Genomic DNA, 18,378 nt, shown 5'->3' on the forward strand with positions numbered 1-18,378 from the left:
TCCAGCCGGCGGTCGCATGGACGTGCCGGGAGTCCGCCTCACACGGAGGTGCGGCACTGGTCCAGCAGGCCGTCGAGGTACTGGGTGATTGTGACCAGGGCTTCCTTGTGTGGAGATGCATCCAGGCAGACCAAGTCCTTTCTTGCTTCTTCCAGCATGTCTTTGGCGGTGTTTACCGCGTGCTCGATGGCACCAGCGTAGTCGGCAATGCCAGCGAGGATGGTGGTGTCCATGGGCTCTCCTTTGAGAACCATGCGATGAAGCTTGGTCCGTTGGGCATCGGTGGCATCGCGCAGAAGAAAGAGCATAGGGAGGGTCAGCTTTCCCTTTGCCAAGTCGGTGCCGAGCGTCTTTCCTATCTCCTTTTCATCGCCGACGAGGTCAATGCAGTCATCGTAGATCTGGTAGGCTGTGCCGAGCCGGTTCCCGTAGTTGTACATGGAGGCTACCACGGAATCGCTACAGCCATTGAGGCGGGCACCCAGCTCCGTAGCGCTCGCGAACAGCGCAGCGGTTTTCATCTCGATGATCTTGAAGTACTCCTCCATCGAGAGAGTGAAATCAAAACGCCGCTGGGTCTGTAGAATTTCACCGCAAGCGACATCCCTGGAAGCTCGGGCGATCTTGCGGCAGATGGAAGACTCATCAAACTGGGTGGCCAGCTCGAGAGCGTAGGCGAAGAGGCTGTCTCCCAACAATACGCTGAGGGCGTTGCCCCACTTGGCGGCGGCAGTGGGCATCTCGCGACGGATGGTGGCTCCGTCCATGATGTCATCGTGCACCAGAGATGCGATGTGGATCATCTCCAGGATGATCGAAAGCTGCCGATGCTCATGGGTCACGCCACCGGTGGCTCCGCCCGCCAGCACCGCGAGGGCTGGGCGAATGCGTTTGCCGGAAGTGTTACAGACGTAGGAGATGTAGCCTTCCACATTTGGGTCAAAGGCACGGGCCTGCTCCATCAGCAGTTCTTCGACCCGTTCGATCTCCGGTTTGACAAGCTCAAATGGAAACGCCGGGCGGGGTTTCAAGAACGAGGGAAGCTTCATTTTTCCGGCGTAAGAATCTGATTGTGAAAACTTTCACAAGGAGCGCGAGGCACGGGCGAAGTCAACTTTCGCGGCAAGGAAAGTTTACTTCATTTTGCCATGGGCAGGTGATGGCATCCACCTGCGTATCCCTTCAGTTTTGGTACGCCTGGACTGGGCCAAAGATCGTCGAAAAGCGATCTGGTCGGGGCGAAAAGAACGGGATGACCATGAAAAAGCCGGTCCGGCAAGCGCCGGACCGGCCTCCAGGGTAAAGTAAGAGAGAAACCAAACTACTGTGGTGTCGGAACTGGAGCAGCCGGTGCCTCAGGAGCAGGGGCAGGTGCGGGCGCGGGGGCCGGAGTAGCCGGTGCCTCGGGGGCGGGAGCGGGTGCCGGAACTGCGGGTGCCTCTGGAGCAGGAGCAGGGACTGCGGGAGACGCGGACGATTCAGGAGTGGGAACTGGTGCCGGGGTGGGCAGGCTGGGGATGGCGGGAGGCGTTGAGAGGGATGGTGTCTGTAGGGAAGGAGCCGACAGAGGGCCGCCCGGGAGGCCAGGGATGCCTGGAATGGTTGGCATTGGCAGCCCGGGTATTTCAGGGGCCTTCGGTGCTGGGGGCGGGTCCACCTCAGTCTGAGGGAGGCCGGCATCAATCATTTTGACGCGCTCATCCACCTGATTGGTGAAGGCGGTCATCTTGCCGGGATAGCGGCTCAGCATGCCTTCGAGCAGGGCCTTGGCCTCTGAGGTCTTGCCATCCGCCCAGAGGATGTCGGCATTGTAGATGTCCGCAGCCGGGAGCAGTTCGCTATCGGGATAGGACTTTTTCAGGGTTTCGAAGGACTGGGTGGCCCCGTCCTTGTCTCCCAGGGCCATCTGCTTGCTACCAAGGGCGAGCAAAGTGGTGGCATGCAGTGTGTGCTCTGGGTGCGATTTTAAGAATTCTTTCAGTACTTCTGTGGAAGACTCCTTCTTGCCTTCCTTCCAGAGCAAATCTGCCTTGAGCAGCAGGGCGTTGCCTGCTGCTGCGGAACCGGGATACTTGGCAACCACCACATCGCAATCCTCGATGGTGGAGGCTGCGGTGAAGCGTTCGGCTGCTTCCACTTCCGTCTTGTGTTTGAAGTGGCGCGAAATGGCAATAGTCAGCATGACCAGAGCCAACAAGGCCACGCCCACGAGGATCTTTTTGATGTGTTGCTCCAGGAATTCTTCCACCTTGCCTTGGGGAGGAGGGCTGAGATCAATCTCTGGGGCCGATTTGGGCGTGAATTCTGACATGTTGGGGTGACTGGCTGGGGATGCGTGCGGCGGACTGAAAAAGGAGGCGAGGAAGCAGATTAGGCTCCCACTTTGGCGCGGGCCTCATCCGCCAAAGCGGTGGAGAGGTAACGCTCGCCAGTGGAGCAGGCAATCGTGACGATGAGTTTGCCTTTGTTTTCGGGGCGCTTGGCCACCTCGATTGCGGCCACCACGTTGGCACCGGTTGAGATACCGACGAGGATGCCTTCCTCTTTGGCGAGACGGCGGGCCATGGCGAAGGCGTCGTCGTTGGAGACCTTCACGCACTCCACGATCTGGGGATTGCCCGCGCCATCCTTGAGGTGGAGGTTCTTGGGAACGAAGCCAGCGCCGGTGCCCTGGATCTTGTGCGGGCCGGGCTGGACGGGTTCGCCTGCGAGGGTCTGGTTGATAACAGGGGACGCTTCGGGTTCCACGGCGACGGCCTGGAAGGACTCCTTGCGGGGCTTGATGACTTCGACGCAACCGGAGATGGTGCCGCCGGTGCCGACTGCGGCCACGAGGATGTCCACTTTGCCTTCGGTATCCGCCCAGATTTCTTCGGCGGTGGTTTTCTGGTGAATGGCGGGGTTCGCGGGGTTCTCGAACTGCTGGGGCATCCAGGCATTCGGTGTGGAGTTCACGATTTCCTCAGCCTTGGCGATGGCCCCTTTCATGCCCTGCGGACCTGGCGTCAGCACAAGGTCAGCACCGAGGAGAGCGAGAAGGGTGCGGCGCTCGAGTGACATGGTCTCAGGCATCGTGAGGATCAGCTTGTAGCCCTTGGCGGCAGCCACGAAAGCGAGGGCGATGCCGGTGTTTCCGCTGGTGGGTTCGACAATCACGGTATCCTTGGTGAGCACACCGCGGTTTTCCGCATCTTCAATCATCGCCATGCCGATGCGATCCTTCACAGAGCCGAGGGGGTTGAAGAACTCACACTTCAGAGCGATCGTGGCGTCGAGACCTTCGGTGACCCGGTTCAGCTTCACCAGCGGGGTGCGACCGACGGTTTCTACGATGTTGTTGTAAATCTGACCCATAGGATTTAAGCGGAAGGTGATGGTTGCAGAAAATCGTGCCGTGTGTACTACGGCGAGGGGTTGTTTATAGGTGAGGCGAACTACCTTGCAAGGCAAAAAGGATGCACGTCCGGAAAACCGTGCCATGGTCAAAAATGCCTGAATTGCTCGATGAACCCTTGCTGGAGACGGAACTGGCCACCGTGCCGGAATGGAAGAAGGAGGGGGCTGAAATCACCCGCACTTTTTCATTTCCCTACTACCTTGCGGGCATCAGCTTTGTGAACGAGGTGGCCACCCGGGCCGAGGCCCTGAATCACCATCCGGACATTCAGATCGGGTGGCGGAAGGTAACGCTCCGTCTCAGCACCCATAGCAAGAGCGGCCTGACGGAACTGGACTTCGCCCTGGCGCGCGAGGTTGATCAGATCGCCAGTTAGCTCTTTCAGGGGTTAGGCTCCGATGAGCCGGAGCCATTCCTGGAGATTGTAATAGTTGGTGATGCGGTCCACCCGGCCGCCCACGAGCTCGAAGAAGGCACCTACGCGCAGGTAGTACTTCTGTCCGGTAGCCTCAGGCAATCCCTCGTCGGTGGATTTGTAGGTGCCATCAATGAAAAACTCCGCAGCAGCGCGGGTGCCTTCCTCGTTGGCAAACACCTGGAGTTCTTTGACCTGCTCCGCGTAGCAACGGTCCATCCGTGAGAGGAAGGTGCGGAACTTTTCCCGGCCTGCCTCTTGTCCACCCTGGTTGGTATCGTGACGGACTTCGTCCGTGAGGAGATTCAAAAAGGTTTCACGGTCGCCGGAGTTGAAGGCGGCGTAGTAGGATGTGACCAGGGCGAGGGCGGATTCGCGGGCTGTGGGCATGGTGTGAGGGGTTGGAAAACGGGTGGCGGAGCAACCGAATGTGACCGCAGGTGTTTGGATAGATCGCAGGGGCGTTGGCTGCAAGTGCAGCAGGTGAAGGATTTGCTTCGGGGAGATCTCTCAAGGATGAATTTCGAGAATCAATGCTGGCACCGCGCAACCAAGAACCCTTGACCCTTCCGCCATGCCCGCTAGTGTGCCGCTCCCATGTTTCACCCCAACCATGTGTACGGCAAGATGCGTCGCTCTTTTGCAAAATTGTTAAGTGTCACGGTTGTCGCCTGTTTCGCAGGCGCCAGTACGGTGCATGCTCAGTCGAGCGTCATCGCCGTGGACGTGTACAACAAGAAGATCCATGTCGAGGCTGGCGGGAACTTGAAGCGTCCGGTCGGTGGCTTGACGAAGATGGCCACGGCGCTGGTTGCTTTGGACTGGTCGGAAGCCACCAAGGTGCCTCTCAATACACTGGCGACGGTGTCACCTGAGGCGTTGCAAATCGCCGGGATGAACCCGCTGCAACTGGTGCCGGGCGATCAAATTACTCTGCGTGATCTGCTTTACGCGTCCATGATGTCCTCAGACAATGTCGCGGCGACGACGCTGGCGCTCTTTGTCGGGCAGGACATCAACTACCGTCGTGGCCGCACGGGGGATCCCCTGGCTGCTTTTGTGACGGAGATGAACTACCTCGCGGCCCGCGAAGGGATGGTGAACACCAAGTTTACCAATCCGCACGGGTTGGAAAACAGCCGGTCTGTCCCATACTCGACCGCTGCGGACATGGCACGGCTCAGCATGTATGCGATCTCCCGCGCCCCTTTCCGTTTCTACACCAACCAAAAGACGCGCAACATCACGGTGCTGCGTGGCGGGCAGCCGGTGAGCGTGCCCATGCAGAATACCAATGCACTGCTGGGGGTGGGCATGATCGATGGCATCAAGACAGGCAACACGCCCCGCTCTGGCGGTTGTGTGATCGTGTCTGAAGAGCGCCGTGGCACGATCGCGAAGGAAAATGGCCGTGAAGTTCTCTACCGTCACCGGATGGTGACCGTGGTCCTGGGCTCGGCAGACCCGTTTGCGGAAACCCAAGGGCTGCTACAGCAGGCCTGGGGTGTCTATGATGGCTGGCTACAGTCCGGCCGTCCTGTGACGGATGCAAAACAATTGCTCAGCGGCTTCTGAGGGCTTTTCTCGCGGTCATCTTTCCTCACTATAGCAACCAGATTATTAACAACACCAACACCTAGACTCCCTAAACTATGCGCATCGGCATCCTCAACAGCGGCGGCGATTGCCCCGGACTCAACGCAGTGATTCATGGTGTGGTCGGGGCGGCCACGGAACTCGGCTGGGAGGTCATCGGATTCCGCGACGGATTTGAGGGGCTGCTCCCCAACGGGCCTGGGCACATCAAATTGGATGTGGATCGTACCGTCGGGATTCTCAAACTCGGTGGCACCATTCTGGGCACCACAAACAAGGGAAACTTTGCCGCCAAGATCGGGGTGGACAACGTGGCGCTCGTGCCCGCAGAAATCATGGATCAGGCCAAGGCCACGATCAAATACCTCGGGATTGAGGCCCTGATCATCGTGGGTGGCGACGGTTCCCTGACCACCGCGCTCCAGCTTTGCAATGAAGGCGTGCCCGCTGTGGGCGTGCCCAAGACGATCGACAACGACCTACAAGCCACGGCGATGACGTTCGGCTTTGACTCTGCCGTGGCCACGGTGGTGGATGCTCTGGACCGTCTGCATACCACAGCTGACAGTCACCAGCGCGTGATGGTGGTGGAAGTGATGGGGCGTCACGCTGGCTGGATTGCCCTTTGGGGTGGCATTGGCGGCGGTGCAGACATTGTGCTGCTCCCTGAAATCAAGTTCAACATCGACAACGTGGCCCGCCAGGTGAACCACCTGTATGCGACCGGACACCGCTCGGTGCTGATCGTCGTAGCCGAAGGCGCAGAGCTGGAAGACGGCAGCCTCATGACTCGCGAGCAGATGGATGCAGAGCGTCGTCAGGTGAAGCTGGGTGGCATTGGCGAATACGTGGGCCGCAAAGTGGAGCAGCTCACCGGCAAGGAAACCCGCGACGTGCGCTTGGGCCACCTTCAGCGTGGCGGCTCGCCAACGCCGTTGGACCGTATTCTGGGCACTCGTTTTGGCGTAAAGGCAGTGAACCTTATTCGCGAGAAGAAGTTCGGCCGGATGGTCAGCTACCAGAGCTACCACGTCGGTGATGTCTCCATTGAAGAAGCGGTGAACCAACTCCGTCTGGTACAGCCGGACAGCGAGGTGGTGCAGGCCGCCCGGTCTGTGGGCATCAGCTTTGGCGATCGTTGATCTTGCCGTAGCATTTACTGAGCGCAGGTTCCGGTTCGTCGGACCTGCGCTCTTTTTATGTGTCCGGACGATGGGGGGCATTGGGGCCAAGTCGTTGGTGCCGAGTGCAGCGCAGGGCCGATTGGGAGATCGTGAACTGTGTTCCAACACAGTCACATTTGCATCTAAACGGGGCTGTGAATCCTCTCGCAAGCTGCAAAACCTAGGTTAGGTTTGCCGTCCCTATGGAACGTCTATTGGAACTCCTAAAAGAAAATGCACGCCTCAGCGCGGGCGATATCGCTACGCGTCTGGGCATCACTGAAGCCGAAGTCGCCGCCCGAATCGCCGCCCTTGAGAAGGAAGGTGTCATTCTGGGGTACCATGCTGTGGTGGACCGTGAAAAGACGGATCACTCCGGAGTGACGGCTTTCATTGAGGTACGCATCACCCCGGAGAGCGGCGGTGGATTCGACCGGTTTGCCCGCCGGGTGTCGCAATATGAGCAGGTCCGTGGTTGCTACCTGATGAGCGGTGCCTATGACCTCGCCGTGGTGGTGGAGGGCAAGGACCTCTATGATGTGGCCCGCTTTGTGGCCGAGAAGCTGAGCACGCTGGATGTGGTGCTGTCCACAGCCACGCACTTCCAGTTGCGTACTTACAAGCATGACGGCTTCATGCTCAACACGCCGCCCACCGACGGCCCTCTTCTTGTGTCGCCATGAGTCATCCTCGCAAACTGGATTTGGAGAGCAAGTTGTCCACCCAGCTCAGCGGGATTCCCCGCTCGGGCATTCGTGACTTCTTCGAGCTCGTCATCGGCCGCAGTGATGTCATCTCCCTCGGGGTGGGGGAGCCAGACAAGCCGACTCCATGGCCCATCCGTGAGGCCGCGATCCGCTCTCTGGAGAAGGGGCAGACCAGCTATACCTCGAATCTGGGACTGGAGTCGCTCCGCATCGGGATCAGCAAGTATGTGGAGGAGCACTTCCGTGTTTCCTATGACCCCAAGACGGAGATCCTGGTCACCGTGGGCGTCAGCGAGGCATTGGATCTGGCGTTCCGCGCCGTGCTCAATCCGGGTGACGAGGTGATCTATCACCAGCCCTGCTATGTTTCCTACGGACCGAGCATCACGATGGCGTATGGGGTGCCTGTACCGGTGAATACGCGTCTGGAGGACAATTTTGCCCTCAAGGCCTCCGATGTGGAGAAGGCGATCACGCCGCGTACGAAGGTCATCGCATTGAACTTTCCCACCAATCCTACTGGAGCCGTGGAGCCTCCGGAGGAACTGGAGAAGATCGCCGCTCTGTGTGTGAAGCACGATCTTTTGTGTTTCACGGACGAGATCTACAGCGAACTGCTCTATGATGGGGCCAAACACAAAAGCATCGTGGAGTATCCCGGCATGCGGGAGCGTACAGTACTGCTGCATGGGTTTTCCAAGGCGTTCGCCATGACAGGCTGGCGCCTCGGCTATGCCTGCGCGCCGGCTCCGTTGCGTGAGGCGATGATGAAGATTCACCAGTACTGCATGCTCTGCGCTCCGATCATGAGCCAGATGGCCGGGGTGGAGGCGCTGCGCCTTGGGGCTGAGGCGTATGAGGGCATGCGTCAGAGCTACGAGGAGCGCCGTAACTTTGTGGTGAAGCGGCTCAATGAAATGGGTCTCCATTGCTTCAATCCAGGCGGGGCGTTCTACGTCTTCCCGGATGTGAGCTCGACAGGCCTTACGGGGCGCGAGTTTGCGTTGAAGCTGCTGGAAGAAAAGAGCGTGGCTGTGGTGCCGGGTGATGCCTTCGGCCCGAGTGGCGAGTCGTGTGTACGGTGTTGCTACGCCACCGCACCGGAACTGCTGGAGAAAGCCATGGACGGGATGGCGGCTTTTGTCGCCAAGTATCGCAAGGCCGGAGCCTGATGCAGCCCAACTGATCGGCATGCCGTTGTGGACCGACATACGCCGCTCTCCAGTGGCGGCGCATGTCGTGCCCTTGGCGGTGTTCATGCTGATCGGGGCATTGCAGCCGCTTGTGGGGGTGGAGAATCTCCAGCTGCCCTGGTGGAGACATGCGCCGGAGCACTGGATTTATCCGCTGCAAACATTGGTGGCAGGCGGGCTTCTGCTGGCCTTCCGTTCTCACTATCAACTGGCCCCTTGGCGGAGGCTTGGCTGGGCGGTTGGGTTGGGGGCGCTGGGCATTGTCTGGTGGTGCGGCCCGGCGTTGCTCTATGAGAATTTCGCCACCTCGGGAACGAAGGTTCCGGAATGGATGGAATGGCTGGGGCTGGCCGAGCGAAAGGACGGGTTTGATCCGAGTCTTTTCGCAGGACACGGTGCTGCCTATGCGGTGGTGGTGCTGATGCGGTTCATTCGCATGGTGGTCGTGGTGCCCTTGATTGAGGAGATTTTCTGGCGCGGTTTCTTGATGCGGTATGTGCAGGCAGACGGCGACGATTTCAGGAAAGTTCCGTTTGGCCGGCATGACTGGCGGACGTTTGGCATTGTTACGGGTTGTTTCATGGCGGCCCATGCCCCGGTGGATTGGGTGGGTGCCCTGGGATTTGGAGCGCTGATGTACTGGCTGACCGTGAAGTTTCGCAGCCTGGCGGCGTGCGTGGTGATGCATGCCGTGGCCAATTTGTTGTTGGGGCTGTATGTCATGTGGACGCGGCAGTGGGGGTTTTGGTGAGGGTGGCGGGGTGTTGGGAAGGCGGTTGGACCTGACAGGGAGCACCACGGCAGACGCTTCAGTTAGTGCCTCACTACGTCGACAACTACAATTGGTGTTGTGGGGTGCTCGGCAGGGGGCTTTGTCGCAGACCCAGAGTGTCCGTGGGCACGCTGAGGAGGGCAGGCTGGCGAAAGGTGAGGGGGAGTTGGCATTGTAGCCGGCAGGCGAAAGCGGCGTCGAGCCGCACGCACTCCAAGACGCTTCGCGACACTTGTATGTCCTGGAGCAAGGGGTTGCTCTATTTGGCATGGCCGATCAACGCACCAGCGTCTTGGAGTGCTGGTGGCTCGACACCGCTTTGGCGGACCTTGTAATTTCCTGCAATCCCAAGAGGTCAGCAGGGAGTTGACGACCTCGTATCCCATACTGGGATGAGCTTCGGACCGTGGCAGGTAGGCCGGCAAGGAACCAGCTTGGTTTCTAAGCTTGCTCGAAGAGGATATGCCTTAAAGCCCAACGTTGACGAGCTTCCAGAGAAGTTCAGTTGGGTAGGTGAGAGCAGAGTGTCTGCTCCGGAGGAATTGTAGCGGTCTCTGCCCTGGCCTATGGCAACGAGCAAGGTTCTTGGTGCCAACTTTACTTCCCTTACGACGGCAGGGCCGGCGGAGGACCGGAGGAATGCTTGTCGAGCACGCTGCGGACGGTGCCGGTCAGCTCTCCCACCTCGTAAGGTTTGTAGAGGCTGGCATCGGGCAGCATGCCGTGGGCATCGCGAAAGGCGGCGGGGTCAAAGAGGAATCCGCTGCAAAGAACCACGGGCTGGGAGGGGATCATTTTGCGGATTTCTACCATGGCGTCAGGGCCGGAAAGGCGGGGCATGGCGACATCCAGGAGAACGAGATCGGCTACATTGCCGGGGGTTTTCATCCAGTCCACCGCTTCCTGGCCATCGCAGGCTGTGAAGACCTGGTAGCCGGCACCGCTGAGAAGGCGCTTGCTGACGTTGCGGACCAGCGGGTCGTCATCTACCACCAGGATCACTTCCGTTCCTGACGGTTTGGGCGGAATTGGATTCGCCGTCACGACACCCGTTGTGGTCATGTCGGGCATTGTGGTGCTCCGGGGCAGGAAGACGGAAAAGACGGCTCCTTGGCCCAAGTGGGATTCGCATTCGATCCATCCACCCAGTTTTTCTACTAGATCGCGAGAGGAAGAGAGCCCCAAGCCTGTTCCTTCACCGCGGGGTTTCGTCGTGAAGAAGGGTTCAAACAAGCGGTTCATGACCTCCGAAGGAATACCCGGGCCGTTGTCCTGCACCTCAATGCAGACGTAGTCGCCAAGCTTGGCACCGTTGGAGAGCCCTTCAGGGGGAGCAGTGCGTGCCCGGTTGGAGGCGGTGATGAGGATCTCGCTGTTACTGCGGCCTTTCATGGCGTCCACGGCGTTCACGCAGAGATTCATGAGTACCTGCTGGAGATCACTGCGGTCCGCCATTGCCGGCCAAAGGGTGCGAGGAGTCTGCACCTCCACCTGAACCAAGACAGAGATGGAGTGCTTCAAGAGATCCCGCACTTCAGTCACTATGGTGCGGATGTCGGTGCTCTCAACAGAGTGCTTGTTGTGCCGGGCGTGGCAAAGCATCTGTTTGACCAGTTCGCGCCCGCCTGCTGCGGCTTTGAAGGCATCGGCCAACAACGAGATGACCTCCGCGGTGGACTGCCCTGTCGGATTGGCGTTGAGCTGCTGGAGCGCGATCCCTAGATTGCCGGTGATGGCGGTCAGCAGATTGTTAAAATTGTGAGCGATCCCACCGGCGAGAATCCCGATGGCCTCCATCTTCTGGGCTTGCTGAAGGGCACCTTCGAGATTGCGAATATCAGTCCGGTCCCTCCAGAAAACGACCCTTTCGGAGGCGGGTGTCCCTGGGACGGAGGTGGTGTAAAGCTTGAGGACTTTCGGAGCGGGCTTGATCAGCTCCCATTCTTGATTGTGAAGGGAGGCAGGCTCGTTGAGCAGGAGCTGCCATTTCTTGGCAAAGATCTCTGGCGAGGCGAAGCAACCCTCAATCTGCCCCTGGAGATCTTTCAATCCAGACTGGCAGGGAAGTTCCGGGGCGAGACCAAAAATCTCCAGGAACTTTGCATTGGCTGCGATAATATGGTTGTTTGAATCGAGTACCAGAAAGGCGTCTGGGATGAGGTCAGCGAGGGCGTGAAAACGAGCAAGATTGGGGGGTGGAGGGGAAGACTGAGCGGGCAAGACTTCTTCCTTGGAAGAATTCGGCGTGCCGGTGCTATCATCTGAGTTTTCCCTCACTTGAGACTCTCGACCCATAATTATGAAATATAACCATACTATTGTGAATATAAAACATAATTTTCATAATTATTTGCATATAGTTTAGTTTTGCTGAGTTTTTAAGGATGCGGAATATTGAGGTTTTGGGTCGCGGGTGGAGGCGCGAGAACGGCGGTGGTCCAGCGGTGTTGCCCCCCCCAGACGGGGAATTATCCTGTCACCGGCGTCCCACCGGGACGAAGCGAGGAATCGCGACGGACCGTTGCAGCGCCAGCTTGTGGGAGATGCCTTTCCAGTTCCCAACGAGCTGACCTTAGTATTGGAGTTCCGCGTTCACGCGGTCTGCCCTGGAAGGGCCCAAGGAAGTTGAGGCGGCAGCCTGTTCTGGCACCCTTCGAGAGAGGCGGGGCATCCCTCGGTCCCTTCGATGAACTCCGTGCCCAATGCGTCCGCTGTAGGGCAAGCGCTCCGCTTGCCGCGAGCGATCCCTGATGAGGCAACCGGAGCCGCCGCCTGACAACCCAAGGCCGTTGGTAATCAGAGCGGGTAAGGCGGCGTCGTGGGAAGGTGAGCGAGGAATGTTGGAACTGGGCAAGGTCTCCCCTCGGTGCCGCTACCAACAAGCTCGCTTCCCGCTCTCTGCCGGGCAATGGCTCAGGTCTTGTGTCTTCTAGGTTCGTGTCTTCATCACTGACCAATGCCTCCCATCACCTTTTCGATGACGTCCATAGAGACCTTGCTACCCCGGCAGCCAGAGGAGTTCACGGGGAGGCACAGTTCCACGACGGTGCCCCTTGAGGCGTCGTTGAAAGCCCGGGCCCAACCTCCCTGATTGTGGAGGGTCACATAGCAGGTGGCCAGATTCATGCCCAGGTACTGGGGATTCTCCTGGCGCATGAAGAACGGCGTGAAGACGGTCGAGAGTTTGCCGGAGGGGATGTTGGGACCGGAGTCGGTCACTTCCATGGCGACGTGCTCCGGGGTCTCGCCCGAGCCTGGGGAATGGCGGACGGCTATGTTGATGACGCTGTTGGGCTGGAGATGGTCCAGTTCGTCCTCTAGCACCAAGCGCAGAATGTGGCTGAGCCGGTTCCGGTTGCACTGGATGGCGGGCAGGTCCGGTGGGGACGTGTAGGAAATCGAGATGTGCTTGTCCTCGAAGAGACCGCTAAGCTGCTCGATGACGGCGTACCAGAGCTGATTGAGATCCAAGTACTCACCCTCGACCATTTCCTGCAGGCTGGGGACCGAGGCCAACCGCGTAAGGGTGTCCGTGATACGGCGCAACTGAGTCTTGGCGGACTCATGGAGCTCAGATAGGAAGCTCTCGTCCATGCCCGCGGGCAGGGTGGCGCCTTTTCCGTGTGATTCCACGGCGAGTTGCAGATAGGTCTGAACGGGGACCAGCGCGTTACGCAGGTGGTGATTCATCCCTTCTGCCAGGGCTCCAAAACCGGCTAGACGGTCGGATGCGATGAGCTGGCGCATCAAAGCGGAGCGCTCCTGGAGGAGGTGTTCCTTCTCTGCACGAAGCTGGTGGTACTCCATGGCCCGGCGCAGAGTCTGCACGAGGGCCTCAGGTTCCCAAGGTTTGCTGATGTAGTGATAAATGGCGCCGTCATTGATGGCGGCGATGGCCGTGGCGATATCCGCATACGCGGTGGCCAGAATCCGGACGATGTCGGGAAATTTCTCTCGCAGCTGAGTGAGAAAAGTTGTGCCCTGGAGGCCACGAAGGCGCTGGTCGGAGACAACGACGGCAATGGACTGGAAATGGTGCTCCACGATGCGCAGCCCTTCTTCTGCGCTGGGGGCAGTGATGACTTCAAAATCTTCGCCAACGATTTGCTCGAAGTACTTCAGAGAAAGCAATTCATCGTCAACGTAGAGAATCTTGCAGGAGCTCTTGCCAGAATTGGGGGGCGTCGACATTGGTCCATGTGTCACCCCATTTGCAAAATTATCAAGTAGTCAAAACATGGTCCGCGAATGCATCTGATTCTGCTGGCAGCACGGGGGCTGCTTTTTTCAGGTTTGCCCGGGGCATGCGGATGGTAAACACGGTGCCTCCGCCGGGGGCGGCATCGGCAGAGATGTTTCCTCCATGAGCGGTAATAATACGGTAGCAGACGGAGAGGCCGAGCCCGGTGCCTTCACCCGCTGGCTTTGTGGTGAAGAAGGGATCGAAGATTCTGGAAAGGTTGGTTGCAGGAATGCCTGGTCCATTGTCCCGGATGAGGATGTCCGTGGCAGTGCCTTCACTGCTGGCTGAGATCCAGATTTGAGGGGGAGCAGAGTCGGGTGTCATGCTCGAGGCCAGAGCGTCGATGGCATTTTTGAGCAGGTTGAGCAACACCAACGTGAGCTGGTTGCGGTCCCCTCGCACCACGATATCGGCAGGCACATCCTCATGCAGTTGGATGTGAAACTCCTTGAGGGGCGAGGAAAGAATTCGGATCGCGCTCTGAATGGGCTCCGAAACCGGGCACGCCGCAGCCATGACCGTCTCTGGATGGCAGAAGGTGCGCAGATCCGAGATGATGGTGGAGATACGGTTGATGCCTTCCCGGATATCGGAAACGACTTCTTTGAGGGTTCCCTTGGATTCCTCTGGCAGCTTCCCGGTGCGGCGATCGAGGATGAACAGGGCGCTGCGTGCGAAGTTCAACGGATTGTTGATCTCGTGCATGATGCCACCGGTGAGGATGCCCAGGGCGGCCATCTTCTCGGACTGGATCAGGTCCCTTTCCGCAGCACGGAGTTCGGCCAGGGTTTGTTCGAGCTCGGCATTGCGCAGGGCAAGCTCCTTCTGAAGCAGGCTGGCGTGAACGAGGTTGTGGACCCGTGTGTGGAATTCTGTGAGGGAAAAAGGTTTTACCATCACGTCGTTGGCACCGTTACGCAGTGCCGTGAGGCGTACATCCTCATCCGAGCGGGCGGTTACCAGCATGATGGGCAGCATGAGGGTGACCCGGCGGTCGCGCAGCTCCCGGCACAAGGAGAGTCCATCAAGATTCGGCATCATGTAGTCTGCCACGATCAGGTCAGGGACATGTTTGACGGCAAGCTCCAGACCTGCGGCACCATCGGTGGCCTGGATGACCCGGTAGCGGGGTTCCAGCTCGGAGTGCATGAACCGGAGCATCCCCGGCTCGTCATCAATGATCAGGACGAGCGGCAGCTGGGCGCGATCTCCTTGAACCTCCAGATCAACCAGTGCTGACGTCGCTGACTTGATGGACTCATGCTCTGATTCATCCGCGATCTGCAGTTCTTCGGCTTCGCGGTACACGGACTTGATCCACTGCGCCGCATCGGAATCTCCAGCAGCCTCTTTAGATGCCTCTGTTTTGATGGCTGGCAGGGAAGCTTCTGCGGTGGCGGATTCAATGGGGGCATCGTCTTCACGGGGTGCATGTCCCACCACCAAAATGTCGCCGTTGCGCGTGAAGGGGATGAGTACGCGCATCGTCGTGCCGGCCCCTTGAATGCTTTCCGCTTCGACGCGGCCGCCCATGCGGGTTGCCAGCTCTTTCACAAGTGCCAGACCCAGACCCGTGCCGGGGTGACGACGCGTGACGGAGGAGTCGGCCTGCCAGAACCGGTCAAAGATGAAGGGAAGGTTTTGCTGGGAGATGCCAATGCCGGTATCGATCACTTCGAACACGAGGAAGTCGTTCACCGTGTTGGTGATGAGCGTGACGCTGCCGCCTTTTGGGGTAAACTTAACGGCGTTGAACAGGAGGTTGAGAAGTATCTTTTCGAGTTTTTCTTGATCACTGTCCACCATCTCCAGATGCTCTGGCATCTGCTGGTGCACGGCTACGTCCCCTTGGTGCGCCATGTTGGTGACTGACTGTAGGAGGCGTCCTGTAAAGAGCCGCAGTGAGAAGCGCTGATGGGATATGCGCATGCGGCCGACGTTGGCGCTGGCCAGATCGAGCAAGTCGTTGATGAGCTTCAGCAGGCGCAGGGCGTTCTGGTAGATGCCGGTCAGCTCATCATGCAGCATGGAGGAGGGGGCTCCGCCGTTCCCGCTCTGTGGGGAGCCTGCGGGATAGAGGCGCTGTAGCCTCTGCAAGGGGGCGATCATGAGCGTGAGCGGTGTGCGCAGCTCATGTGTGATGTTGGAGAAGAAATCCGTCTTCAGGCGGTCCATCTCCACGAGTTGGAGGTTCTTCTGCTCCAGCTCGGCCTGGTTGTCCGCCAGGCTGTAGCGGGAGATCACCTCATTGCGCCGGATGCGCTGGTGCACATGGCTTCCCGAGATGACGACCACGCTGTTCATGATGAGGAACACCCCATTGCTGAAGAACTGGCCAAAGGATCCATGCGGTGCAGTGGCGCTGCCAATATGTGGCAGGGTCGCTGCGAGGTAGATCGCCATCGTGATGGCTACGGCCAGCACGCTCTCTCGAAAGCCCCATTGAAAGAGGAAGGCAAAACCGACGAGACAAAGTGTGAGCCCAGAATAATAGGGCGACCCGGGATCGCCCGAGGAGAAGATCATGTAAGCAATGGCCACTGCAGGCAGCAGCGGGACCATGAGCATGAGCGCCGGATAGTGGCGTCGGCCATACGCTGTATTGCTGGTGAACATGAGCCCGATCTCCAGCAGGGCCACGGCACTCCGAATAATGAAGAAGTGATGCCAGAGATGCGGGTAGGTAAAGTGGTCCAGGGTGGACGCACCCATCATCAAGACCATGGCGATCCACGCCAGGGTCTTGACGTTCTTAAGCGTTACCTTCTGGTTTTCCTCCTGCCAACGGGCTTCCCATGCGGGTCGCATCGTTTCCCCATTGGGCTTCGTGGGCGTGGCGATGTCACTCAAGGTTGGGCTCGGGTGGCACCATGGCCCTTTCAGGAGGGACGTGGCGCGGTTGTGGTCTGACGATCATCAGGGATGATTGGAGCGTCAACCGGTTTACGCATGGTAAGGAAAATCTCCACACCATCTGGGGAGTACATCGTCTGGCTTACGGCACCATAGGATTCGTCCACAGCGAGTGACGCGACGGTTGGTTCGTCGCGATAGATGAGCCGCCAGTCGAGGACATAGTCCATGAAGCCCTTGATGGGGTTGGACGGGGCAAAGTTGCTGGCCACGATGACTGCACCAGGAGCGGCCATGTGCCAGAAGATCTCCAGCAGGCGCTTGCACACCCGATCGGAAAGGTAATCGAAGAGCCCTGCGCAGTAGATCACGTCATAGTGGCCCCGCTGGAGGAACCCGGACCGCAGCAGGCGGGGCTGGGTGACCAAACGGCTCCCGTGGGCGAGCATCTGGTGAACGGAGAACTCGCGCACATTGACGTTCACATGACGATTGCCATCCGTCATTGCGGCTTCAATCTTGCTCTGGGCGTGGCGGATGGTGTCAGGATTGAAGTCGAGCAGGGTGAACTCCGTCTGTTCGCTCAAGGGATCGTGGCGGACAAAGTGCTGAGTCTCGCGGGCAGCGCCGCAGCCCAAGCTCAGTACGCGAGTGGGACGCGCTGAGCCGGTGGAAACGCGGGTGACCTCGCGACGGAGCACTCCCACAAGGTGGGCCACGCGGTGGCGATAGGCGTCACCAGCCGGGCTGCGGATGACCCATGCGTTGATCATCTTGGCGAAGAGAGACTTGCCCTCGAAAGGATCGTCCAGCATGCGGTTCATCACCCCAAAGTCACCGGGATAGCCGAGGGGCTTGGTGAAGCAGCGGTGAACGAAGGGCGCGCAGAGCATGATGGGGTGGAGACTGGCCCGCACGTACTCAGCGTGCAGGCTCATCAACTCTTCCGATACAGATCCAGCTTGGGCCTCGAAGGCCTCAAAAGCACGATTCATCGCGGGTGTGAGGACCCGGAGCAGGCGCTCCAGCGTCTCCCTGCTGACGGTGTGGCCATGGCCGGTGGTGTGATGCCAGGAAAGTTCCAGACCGTCCAGCCAGCCTGACAGCTCCCCAAGGAAGGCAGTGGCGTCTGCCACGGCGAGGCGGAACTCCGCGGAGATGTTCCGCGTGGCGCGCCAACGGTCGATGAACCCTTGGGCGGCTTCATCCAGCGCTTGGGGTTGGAAGGCCTGCGGGGTGAGGCCGCTCTTGATCCAGTCTCCGTGGAGGTCGATTTCACCCACGCGATTCGATCCAGTAGAAATGACGCTATTGAGCTTGCCCGGGCCGTCATAGGCCAGCTGTTCGCCCACCCACACTTGCACGGACTTCAGGGACAGACCTGATTCTAGCTCCTGGGTGGGATCGTAGAGCTCGACCTGCACGAGATGACGGCTCAAACGCAGGACCTTGGCCTCAATGCGCTGGCCTGATTCCAGATTGAGCACCATCCGGTTCTCCGCGTGGACGGTGGGATTGCCGCCACGCCAGAGGTCCACCAGCTCATGCTGGCGGCGGGTGAAGTGGGGAGTGGGATCCAGGGTGGCCAGCTGATGACGGGGCTGGTGGGAGTAGTCGGCAATCTGAATATTGCGGCTGACGACGCTGATCAAATCATTCAGCTCGAAAGGTTTGAGCATGTATTCCACGGCACCCAGGCGAATTGCTTTGCGGGCTATTTCGAGGTCGGCATGGCCGGTAAGGATGACGACCGGCAGTCCGGGGTAGAGCTCCCTCAGCTTCTTCAGCCCCTCTATGCCATTGGTCTGAGGCATTTGGTAGTCCAGAATGACGGTGGCTGGTGGAGTGCGGCGGGCCTCGGCGAGCGCCTCGTCCACGGAGGCGACGGCGCACACCCGGCAGGTGCCTGTAAGGGCCTTGCTCAGAAGGTCACGGTGAGATTTCTCGTCGTCCACCACCAGAACAAGGCTGGAGGCTGGAGTGGATAACCCGCTTTTGGCGGCCAGAGGCTCGTGTTGAGGCTGGATTCTCATGGCGGT

14 protein-coding genes are annotated in these 18,378 nt (G+C 59.2%); 6 read left to right on the forward strand and 8 right to left on the reverse strand.

Translation table 11 applies throughout. The features are described 5' to 3' along the window. Nucleotides 1–38 precede the first annotated feature (38 nt). The 3 genes from VSP_RS14685 to cysK all read right to left on the reverse strand — a co-directional run bounded on the left by VSP_RS14685 (nucleotide 39) and on the right by cysK (nucleotide 3,354). Nucleotides 39–1,049 (reverse strand): polyprenyl synthetase family protein, encoded by a 1,011-nt coding sequence (locus VSP_RS14685; RefSeq protein WP_009961499.1) that lies wholly within the window; start codon nucleotides 1,047–1,049, stop codon nucleotides 39–41. Between the two features lie 272 nt (nucleotides 1,050–1,321). Then, nucleotides 1,322–2,311, reverse strand: a complete 990-nt coding sequence (locus VSP_RS14690) for a tetratricopeptide repeat protein (protein WP_009961500.1) — start codon at nucleotides 2,309–2,311, stop codon at nucleotides 1,322–1,324. A 59-nt stretch (nucleotides 2,312–2,370) separates the two neighbouring features. Continuing rightward, nucleotides 2,371–3,354, reverse strand: a complete 984-nt coding sequence (cysK, locus tag VSP_RS14695) for a cysteine synthase A (RefSeq protein WP_009961502.1) — start codon at nucleotides 3,352–3,354, stop codon at nucleotides 2,371–2,373. 134 nt (nucleotides 3,355–3,488) lie between these two features. Between cysK and VSP_RS14700 the strand changes: the two genes are divergently transcribed. Beyond that, complete coding sequence (locus tag VSP_RS14700) at nucleotides 3,489–3,773, forward strand: 4a-hydroxytetrahydrobiopterin dehydratase (RefSeq protein WP_029190458.1); 285 nt, start codon at nucleotides 3,489–3,491, stop codon at nucleotides 3,771–3,773. A 12-nt stretch (nucleotides 3,774–3,785) separates the two neighbouring features. Here the strand turns inward: VSP_RS14700 and VSP_RS14705 are convergent, their stop codons facing one another. Continuing rightward, complete coding sequence (locus tag VSP_RS14705) at nucleotides 3,786–4,202, reverse strand: ketosteroid isomerase-related protein (protein ID WP_009961504.1); 417 nt, start codon at nucleotides 4,200–4,202, stop codon at nucleotides 3,786–3,788. Nucleotides 4,203–4,409: 207 nt separating this feature from the next. On the opposite strand from VSP_RS14705, the gene VSP_RS14710 reads away from it, so the two are divergent. From VSP_RS14710 to VSP_RS39465, 5 genes are all read left to right on the forward strand, one after another. Further along, on the forward strand, nucleotides 4,410–5,387 hold the full coding sequence (locus VSP_RS14710; RefSeq protein WP_009961505.1) for a D-alanyl-D-alanine carboxypeptidase family protein: 978 nt from the start codon (nucleotides 4,410–4,412) through the stop codon (nucleotides 5,385–5,387). A 77-nt stretch (nucleotides 5,388–5,464) separates the two neighbouring features. After that, the gene (locus VSP_RS14715) at nucleotides 5,465–6,550 is read left to right on the forward strand and encodes a 6-phosphofructokinase (RefSeq protein WP_009961506.1); all 1,086 of its coding nucleotides are present in this window, start codon (nucleotides 5,465–5,467) and stop codon (nucleotides 6,548–6,550) included. A 224-nt stretch (nucleotides 6,551–6,774) separates the two neighbouring features. Then, complete coding sequence (locus VSP_RS14720; RefSeq protein WP_009961507.1) at nucleotides 6,775–7,254, forward strand: Lrp/AsnC family transcriptional regulator; 480 nt, start codon at nucleotides 6,775–6,777, stop codon at nucleotides 7,252–7,254. Next, on the forward strand, nucleotides 7,251–8,450 hold the full coding sequence (locus tag VSP_RS14725) for an aminotransferase class I/II-fold pyridoxal phosphate-dependent enzyme (protein ID WP_009961509.1): 1,200 nt from the start codon (nucleotides 7,251–7,253) through the stop codon (nucleotides 8,448–8,450). The genes VSP_RS14720 and VSP_RS14725 overlap by 4 nt, the downstream gene beginning before the upstream one ends. Before the next feature lie 19 nt (nucleotides 8,451–8,469). After that, entirely contained in the window at nucleotides 8,470–9,222 is a 753-nt protein-coding gene (locus VSP_RS39465; RefSeq protein ID WP_009961510.1) for a CAAX prenyl protease-related protein, read from the forward strand. Nucleotides 9,223–9,849: 627 nt separating this feature from the next. Here VSP_RS39465 and VSP_RS14735 read toward each other — a convergent pair. From VSP_RS14735 to VSP_RS14750, 4 genes are all read right to left on the reverse strand, one after another. After that, nucleotides 9,850–11,463, reverse strand: coding sequence for a hybrid sensor histidine kinase/response regulator (locus tag VSP_RS14735; protein ID WP_172683164.1), 1,614 nt, complete (start codon nucleotides 11,461–11,463; stop codon nucleotides 9,850–9,852). A gap of 726 nt (nucleotides 11,464–12,189) precedes the next feature. Next, nucleotides 12,190–13,434 carry a hybrid sensor histidine kinase/response regulator gene (locus tag VSP_RS39470; RefSeq protein WP_009961512.1) on the reverse strand — a complete coding sequence of 415 codons (1,245 nt, stop codon included), beginning with the start codon at nucleotides 13,432–13,434 and terminating at the stop codon, nucleotides 12,190–12,192. Between the two features lie 31 nt (nucleotides 13,435–13,465). Continuing rightward, the gene (locus VSP_RS14745) at nucleotides 13,466–16,336 is read right to left on the reverse strand and encodes an ATP-binding protein (RefSeq protein WP_009961514.1); all 2,871 of its coding nucleotides are present in this window, start codon (nucleotides 16,334–16,336) and stop codon (nucleotides 13,466–13,468) included. A 29-nt stretch (nucleotides 16,337–16,365) separates the two neighbouring features. Beyond that, entirely contained in the window at nucleotides 16,366–18,372 is a 2,007-nt protein-coding gene (locus VSP_RS14750; protein WP_009961516.1) for a response regulator, read from the reverse strand. Between the last annotated feature and the right edge of the window lie 6 nt (nucleotides 18,373–18,378).

The organism is Verrucomicrobium spinosum DSM 4136 = JCM 18804, assembly GCF_000172155.1.
In the GTDB taxonomy this organism is placed as follows: Bacteria; Verrucomicrobiota; Verrucomicrobiia; order Verrucomicrobiales; family Verrucomicrobiaceae; genus Verrucomicrobium; species Verrucomicrobium spinosum.

Coding starts and splice junctions, on each gene's coding strand:
- cysK (WP_009961502.1), bottom strand. CDS start 3,354: ATGGGTCAGATTTACAACAACATCGTAGAAACCGTCGGTCGCACCCCG.
- VSP_RS14710 (WP_009961505.1), top strand. CDS start 4,410: ATGTTTCACCCCAACCATGTGTACGGCAAGATGCGTCGCTCTTTTGCA.
- VSP_RS14720 (WP_009961507.1), top strand. CDS start 6,775: ATGGAACGTCTATTGGAACTCCTAAAAGAAAATGCACGCCTCAGCGCG.
- VSP_RS14700 (WP_029190458.1), top strand. CDS start 3,489: ATGCCTGAATTGCTCGATGAACCCTTGCTGGAGACGGAACTGGCCACC.
- VSP_RS14685 (WP_009961499.1), bottom strand. CDS start 1,049: ATGAAGCTTCCCTCGTTCTTGAAACCCCGCCCGGCGTTTCCATTTGAG.
- VSP_RS14750 (WP_009961516.1), bottom strand. CDS start 18,372: ATGAGAATCCAGCCTCAACACGAGCCTCTGGCCGCCAAAAGCGGGTTA.
- VSP_RS39470 (WP_009961512.1), bottom strand. CDS start 13,434: ATGTCGACGCCCCCCAATTCTGGCAAGAGCTCCTGCAAGATTCTCTAC.
- VSP_RS14715 (WP_009961506.1), top strand. CDS start 5,465: ATGCGCATCGGCATCCTCAACAGCGGCGGCGATTGCCCCGGACTCAAC.
- VSP_RS14705 (WP_009961504.1), bottom strand. CDS start 4,202: ATGCCCACAGCCCGCGAATCCGCCCTCGCCCTGGTCACATCCTACTAC.
- VSP_RS39465 (WP_009961510.1), top strand. CDS start 8,470: ATGCCGTTGTGGACCGACATACGCCGCTCTCCAGTGGCGGCGCATGTC.
- VSP_RS14690 (WP_009961500.1), bottom strand. CDS start 2,311: ATGTCAGAATTCACGCCCAAATCGGCCCCAGAGATTGATCTCAGCCCT.
- VSP_RS14725 (WP_009961509.1), top strand. CDS start 7,251: ATGAGTCATCCTCGCAAACTGGATTTGGAGAGCAAGTTGTCCACCCAG.